4 protein-coding genes are annotated in these 6,994 nt (G+C 44.1%); 2 read left to right on the forward strand and 2 right to left on the reverse strand.

The window, feature by feature from the left end:
• The first annotated feature begins 368 nt into the window (after window positions 1-368).
• Both recD2 and F8R90_RS12045 read left to right on the forward strand, forming a co-directional pair.
• Window positions 369-2,471, forward strand: coding sequence for an SF1B family DNA helicase RecD2 (gene recD2, locus F8R90_RS12040; protein WP_230966268.1), 2,103 nt, complete (start codon window positions 369-371; stop codon window positions 2,469-2,471).
• Between the two features lie 613 nt (window positions 2,472-3,084).
• Window positions 3,085-4,014 carry a tyrosine-type recombinase/integrase gene (locus F8R90_RS12045; protein WP_196510925.1) on the forward strand — a complete coding sequence of 310 codons (930 nt, stop codon included), beginning with the start codon at window positions 3,085-3,087 and terminating at the stop codon, window positions 4,012-4,014.
• Between the two features lie 128 nt (window positions 4,015-4,142).
• Here the strand turns inward: F8R90_RS12045 and F8R90_RS33430 are convergent, their stop codons facing one another.
• Complete coding sequence (locus F8R90_RS33430) at window positions 4,143-4,271, reverse strand: hypothetical protein (RefSeq protein ID WP_269141758.1); 129 nt, start codon at window positions 4,269-4,271, stop codon at window positions 4,143-4,145.
• Between the two features lie 257 nt (window positions 4,272-4,528).
• On the reverse strand, window positions 4,529-6,505 hold the full coding sequence (locus F8R90_RS12050; RefSeq protein WP_230966269.1) for a plasmid replication protein, CyRepA1 family: 1,977 nt from the start codon (window positions 6,503-6,505) through the stop codon (window positions 4,529-4,531).
• Between the last annotated feature and the right edge of the window lie 489 nt (window positions 6,506-6,994).

A 6,994-nucleotide genomic window follows, 5' to 3' on the forward strand; every position in this document is an offset into this window, starting at 1 on the left:
CTACGGCACACTGTGTGAAAGCCTTAATTTTTACTGTGTTATAGTATAAATCATGCTATTTGGATTATTTCAGTATACGTGAAACTGCTGTAATGCTTATACAGCCTATATTTTAAGGATAAATATCATTAAAATATAGTTAGTAAAATTTACTAAAATTTAGTAACCACCATAAAAGCACCGGAAGAACCGAAATTTCTTTTGACCATCACGAATATTACGCTGATGACAAGATGTTGGTCGTCAGCAGTGATTTCCTTACCAGCGACGAGTCCAGAGAGAATAATGGCACATCAAATTGGGATAATCTCTTTTAGTCGTAAATATTTTTACCCCTGACCAAGATGCCAGCGCCTTTAAAAGTTGACATGTCACCAATAGAAGATCAAGCCCTACTAGCACTCACTCAAGCAAAAGGTATACCACCAAGAACTCAAAGTCGTGCCACTGTACTACGCTTATCAGCCGCTGGATGGACAGTGGTAAAGATCGCACAATACTTAAAATGGCATCCACAGACTGTACGCGACACAATTCATCGCTGGTACTGGGGCAAACTCGATAGTTTGTGGGATTGTTCGCGTCCGGGTCGCCGTCGCCGATGGCATAACCCAAATATGAAGTCTCTGCTTCAATTCAAAATATCTTTATTTAGCTATCAACTTATTTTTATTTTATTTTCTTACATCTCTTACATCTATTTAATGCTATTTCTCCACAGTCATGGCGTTTCTACTACTTATGCAGTCAAAATTTACAGGCAGTACAAGGATGAAGCACTCGCTACTCTCACCAGCAATCCCTACCAGTTAGCTGCTGACATCTACGGTATTGGTTTTCTGAGAACTGATAAAATTGCCTTTAATTTAGGAGTTGCGCCTGATAGTCAGTTCCGTTACCGTGCTGGTTTAATTCATGTTTTGAACGAAGCTGCTGCCGATGGGCATTGCTATTTACCCCAGCCAAAACTCATTGAGAATGTTATCAAACTGCTGACTACAGCAGATCACACACCCGAAGAAGATGCCCTCGTTGATATTATCAAAGACATGGCACTCAAGGATGACTTAATCCGCGAGAAAAGCGAAGACCAAACGCTGCTATGTTATCTACCAACCTACTTTCACACCGAACAGAATCTTGCTCAATTAATACAATCTAGATTTTGCCAACCAGTTGCACAAGATATGCCTCGTGTTCGCGCCTGGATTGAGCGCTTCACCAAGAGTCATAAAATCAAACTTTCACCACAGCAACGGCTAGCGGTAGAAATGGCTGCATATTCAAGGGTAATGATTCTGACTGGTGGCCCCGGTTGCGGTAAAACTTTCACCACCCACACCATAGTCTCTCTGTGGAAAGCAATGGGCAAATCTATCGCCTTAGCTGCGCCAACTGGACGCACTGCTCAACGCCTGAGTGAAATCACACAACTCGAAGCCAAGACGATACACTGCTTGTTGGAATTTGACCCAAAGACAATGGGCTTCTTACGCGATAATCAAAACCCTTTACCCCATACCGCAATTGTCGCGCTAGAAGCTAGTATGCTTGATTTGTTTCTGGCATCTTCTTTGGTAAAGGCGATACAATACGGTTCCCAACTACTGCTAGTGGGTGACATTGACCAGTTACCCTCTGTCGGTCCCGGTCAAATCCTTGCTGACTTGATTAATTCTGGTCACGTTCCGGTGGTGCGGTTGACCAAAGTATTTAGGCAAGCCCAACAGAGCGCAATTATCACCGCTGCTCACCAAATTAACCGAAGCCAGTTTCCCACAATTGAACCGATTTCCGATAATCCCCTGTCTGAGTGTCTGTGGCACGGCGGCGGTCATCACCCCAAACATGGTGTTAAAGCAATATCCGAAATCATCACAGACTTGATTCCCCGCCTGGGTTACAATCGGGCTACTGATGTGCAAGTGCTTTGCCCCATGTCGCGGGGTTTGCTTGGGACTCGTAACCTCAATACTGTATTGCAGCAGTTGATTAATCCGCCCAGTCCCGACAAAGTAGAGATTACCAGTGGCGGAAATTTATTACGAGAAGGCGATCGGATCATTCAACTGACTAATGATTATAATCACGAACTGTTTAATGGCGACTTCGGAATTATCAAGGCCATTGATCCTGAAGAGATGGAAGTTACTGTGCAGTATGGTAAGCATACTGTCGTTAGAACCAGAGCAGACTTAAATCAAATTGCCCTCGCCTGGAGCTTCACCATTCATCAAAGCCAGGTTTCAGAATATCCGGTAGTAATTCTGCCAATTTATACGCAGCCTTATATGATGTTGTCTCGTAAACAGTTGTACACAGCATTAACTTGTGCCAAGCAGTTAGCGATTGTCGTTGGTTCCAAGAAAGCGATATCCAAGGCTTTGCGTTCTACTGACGGCCAACTGCGATATACGCGATTGCAGCAGCGGTTGGAAAGCGCTTTCTTGCACCCGACGATTGCAATTTAGAAATGTTCAACAGTCGCTCATGGGGGAAATTCCCTTTCTGCGCGCTGCCTCACCGTATCAAGGATATTGTGGCTAGGTGACTATATCTTTAACGCTTTTCGCCCCCTGTCTCGTAAGCGACGGTGGGGCATTTCATTACTGGTAAGTGCCTTGGCAATTCTTGAGAAACTACTTCTCTAGCTCCCGTTTGCGGTTCTAGAAAAAAAAGTGTGTTAAACACAAAGCAATCAAACCACTCTCAAAAAATAAACTAAAAATGACTCTATAGTTTTATGGCGTGATAGCGCTTAAAAAGCAGTACACTGCGGCGTAAATAAACTTTGGAGGACGCTCTTTGACCTCTTGTATCATTTATTAACTATAAAGTCATTTTTAGTTTATTTTTTTCACCTACTTTTAGGTTTTTCAAAATAAATACCCTGCTGAACAATTGCATAACAGTATTGTGTTTGTCACGCTCCTCAGTATTAGAGGTGTACTATACGCAAAAATCGAGAAATTTTCAGTCGCTTGAGGGTGAGTTGAAACGCCCATTTTAAAGGACAATAAAAATCAGACACTATAAAACCAGACACAACTACAATTGTGTCTGATTATTAAGTGAGTAATAAAAATGACCCTCTCTCTTGTCCACATAACAGCGCATAGAAAGGCGATCGCTTCCTTGCCAGTAGCGCAGGCGGAGGCAAAGTTGATTGGGTTGTGGTTGGAAGGAAAAGCAGAGTCATCTATCATCTCTTACCGACGGTACACGAGGCGATTTCTGGAATTTTTGGACAAACCCCTCAAAAAAGTGACTTATGAAGACTTGGTAGAATACGCTTTGTACTTTGGGGACAATGCCCAAAGTACAAAGCGGATATACATTGCCGCAGCTAAAAGCTTGATTAGTTTCGCTCATAAAATTGGATATCTCCCTTTTAATGTGGGTATGGCGCTAAAACTCGGTGAACTGCCGGATGTAATCAACGAACGGTATCTGGATGAGGCTGATATTAAATTGTTGGTACGGGCAGCTTCTAAGCATTTAGCTGATGCTAAAACTCCTAAGCGACAGTACACAGCCAAAAGAAATTTGTTAATTATCAAACTCCTCTATCAGGCAGGGTTACGGGCAAGTGAAATTTGTGAGTTAACATGGGGAGATTTGACACCCCGTGGCGACAGTGGTCAGGTGTATGTTCGTAAAGCCAAGGGCAGCAAAAATCGGACAATTCTCATCAAGCCGAAGCTTTGGGCGGAATTAATGGAGTTCAAAGCTTCGGCTCACTCCAATCAAGCAGTGTTTCCAAGTCAAAAGGGGGGACATTTAGACCGTCAAAACTTGCACCCGATTGTCAAAGCAATTGCACAAGAAGCTGGATTAAGCGAACTGGTTTCGGCTCACTGGTTACGTCATGCCCACGGTTCTCACGCGATTGAGCGCGGGACTAATCCAGTGCTGGTGAAAGAAACTTTGGGTCACGCCAATTTAGCCATCACCGATCGCTATCTCAAAGCTAGACCTAATGACAGTAGCGCTTTAAACTTGATGGATCTTTGACCATTTTTTGAATTGTTTTGACATTTTGCATGACTTGTGAGAAGGTAGCCCAAATTGGAACCAGTGGCATAAATTGCTACCGGAAACGAAACAAAAAACAGCTTTCAAGTGCCAAAAAGATTTTTTCCCTAGCCAGCCCCCTCCATAGGCAACACCTCTTCACTTAGCAAGGTGTAAAATTCAGGAACTTGAGCTTCGACAAGTCGCAGTTCATTTGCCGCGATCGCTTCAAGTTCCAGTACCGTCTCCCAGCGCAAATCACTCTGCCATCGCTTGAAAATGCCTTTAATTGCCTCAACTCCACGAGAAATACCAGAGCGAAGTATTTCTACGCAATGAAGTAGAGTAATGCGATCAGTGAAGAGAGCAGAGGGGCAGGGGGGCAGAGGGGAAAGAACTTGTACAAATTTCTTCTTTATTCCTCAACTCCTCAACTCCTCTGCTCCTCTGCCCCTCTGCCCCCCTGCTCTCATCGGTAGTATCCTCCCCTTGGCAATGGGAGTTCCCTATAGCATCAAGGGGGGGGGATGGATACGGGCTGGTGATTTGGGTTTGCACTATACACAGCAGGGGTTTCGGCAGCATAATAGGTTCGATTTTCTTTTTGATTACGCTTCGTTTCACGATGAGCAATTACATGCATTGCAAATTCCAATTGCTCTTTATCTAAAGAGAAAAGTTTCACCTGTTGACCCCGCTTACCCTGCTTACGGAAGGTCAGTTTTAGCCCCAGCTGCTCGACTAAAGTTCCTAGCAACCAAATAGGCTTACAGTCACTGGGAATAGTAAACCCAAGAATTGCTTTAATGTGAGCAGCACAATGTATAGCGATCTCCCTCATCTTGAGTAAGGTGGTATCCGAGGCAGTAAATTCTTCACCCCTCACTAAACTTAAGAGAATCTGATGCAGTCCCAGGTTAAATCTAGCCAGCCACCGCGCCGAATAATTGCCCCAGTCGATGCACAAAGGTAGATTGTCGCGCTCGGTGCGGTCTTTTTGGGTGACAATTGTTGGTGGCGTAGGATAAGTTTGCCCAGTTTTGGGGTCAGTAAACGATTCTTCGGCTGGGGCTAAAATGGCCTCAAGTCCAGCAATTGCTCTAATTAAGCGGCCACCTTTATCCATTTCTACGAGCGATTCGGTTACTTCGATGCCGTAAGAATCAGAAATGCGGAATTTTTCGCATTCAAAAATTTCATTAGGGTCAAGGTAATCTTTGCTCTGACGGGCACGGTACTCGCTCAAAGTAATATTCTTGGCCTTGGCAACAGCCGAATTGTGGGCACGATCCAAAGCTTGTGCTGCTGCTTTAAGACTTTCAAGAGATTGAGGATCTGAATCACTGCCCACATATATAAATGTATTGCCCATTTCTGTGAGAAGCGATCGCAAATCATCACGCAGATTATTTAGAGAATAGTTACGGTTGCCAAGAATTTGGCAGTAAGCCTCAAGCGCCCAATCTTTCTCTGCGCCCCGCTTGCCTGTTTGACGATCAATCCGCAACAGAAAAGCGGTCATTTCATTGGTTTGGAGCAAGCGCTCTTTAATCTTGGTAGCATTGGTATCCTTGTAACCAAAGGGAGGACGTGGGGCCACCCAAATATGAAACGGGACTTTTGGACGATAACGGTACAGTTGCTGGGCGCACTCAGTAGCAGTTTGGGAAACGCCGTGAAACACACCAAATACTAAGTCAAAATGATACTCAGAAATATCGACACCAGTACCGAGACTGGGAGAGGTGAACAAGGCATCAAAGTTTTTGACGGCGTTGGTGATATCTTTGATGAAAGCTACATTCTCATCACTGCCAGAATTGTCAGAGTGAACCGACCAGATACGCCATTTTTTTGGTGTATGTGATTTTTCGGAGTTAGATTCTTCGTAGTTGATAGTAAAGGATTTGTCGAGTTTTTTGATAAAACGCTTACTGTCACTGGCAACCATGATTTTTTCACCAAGCATCAGCGCTGCCGAGATTTGGGCCACTAGGGCACTAGAATTATCCCCCTCGTACCAATAAATTGTACGTGAACCGTTTCGCCACTCGTTTTTGATAATGTACGGAACTTCCTCTTTTGGTCGCATGGAGCGGAAGAAATCCACAGTCAGGTCATCCATGTGTGCATCAGCGATGACGACCAGTGGCGCGTTGTATACTATATATTCCAGGACTTCAAGTATTGCTGCACGGTGTTGTTTGCAAGTATTACTGTGTAGTAGGTGGGTGAGGTATTGGCAGGCTTCATCTATAAATATGCAGCCGTAGGTGAGAGACTGAGTATTCAGCTTATGCAAGCTGTCAATAGTAATACTAAGAGATTGGGCCTGGGCTAAACCTGTGTAACCCAAGTCTGAATACATCGCCGTCTGCAAACGTTCGGCAAGATTTTTCAACAAGTTAACCCGATGTCCATTGTTGAGGAACCGCGCGTCGGGGTTTTGGTCACGCCACCAGCGCATGAGTTGGGTTTTACCAGTGCCCATATCGCTCCAGAGTACGACTAGTGGTCTGTCCCATTAATTTTGAGAGGGTTGAGAAACGAACCGCAAAGGACGCAAAGGGCGCAAAGGAAGAAAAATTAAGAATGAGTTTACCGATCATATTTAATGAGACAGACCACTAGTTGTGTCAAGTTCTAGTAATGCATGGGGGCAATCTCAACTAATAGCCTTGCGTCAGTGCAAGAATGTTGATGGAAAGGTGATGAGTTCAGGCGATCGCTACTTGCCAGCAGGTAGTCCGCTGTGTCCGGGAGATCAGATTCACCCAGAGAATGGAGCCACAGTTACAGTCGTTTGCTATTTAAATCGAAAAATTTTATACATTACAGCACTTGCGTCTATTATGAGGTACACTAGATTAAATATAAATACTTTTAAATGAAGTCATATTCTGTCGATCTACGAGAAAAAATAGTTGCAGCACATCTTGAGAAAAACATCTCAATCAGGAAAGTAGCTAACATATTTTCC

Origin of the sequence: Nostoc sp. NZL, from assembly GCF_015714705.1 — a bacterium.
GTDB lineage: Bacteria > Cyanobacteriota > Cyanobacteriia > Cyanobacteriales > Nostocaceae > Nostoc > Nostoc foliaceum_A.

Bases quoted from the DNA above. Each gene is read 5' to 3' on its own strand.
- recD2 (WP_230966268.1), top strand. From the start codon at position 369: ATGTCACCAATAGAAGATCAAGCCCTACTAGCACTCACTCAAGCAAAA.
- F8R90_RS12045 (WP_196510925.1), top strand. From the start codon at position 3,085: ATGACCCTCTCTCTTGTCCACATAACAGCGCATAGAAAGGCGATCGCT.
- F8R90_RS12050 (WP_230966269.1), bottom strand. From the start codon at position 6,505: ATGGGCACTGGTAAAACCCAACTCATGCGCTGGTGGCGTGACCAAAAC.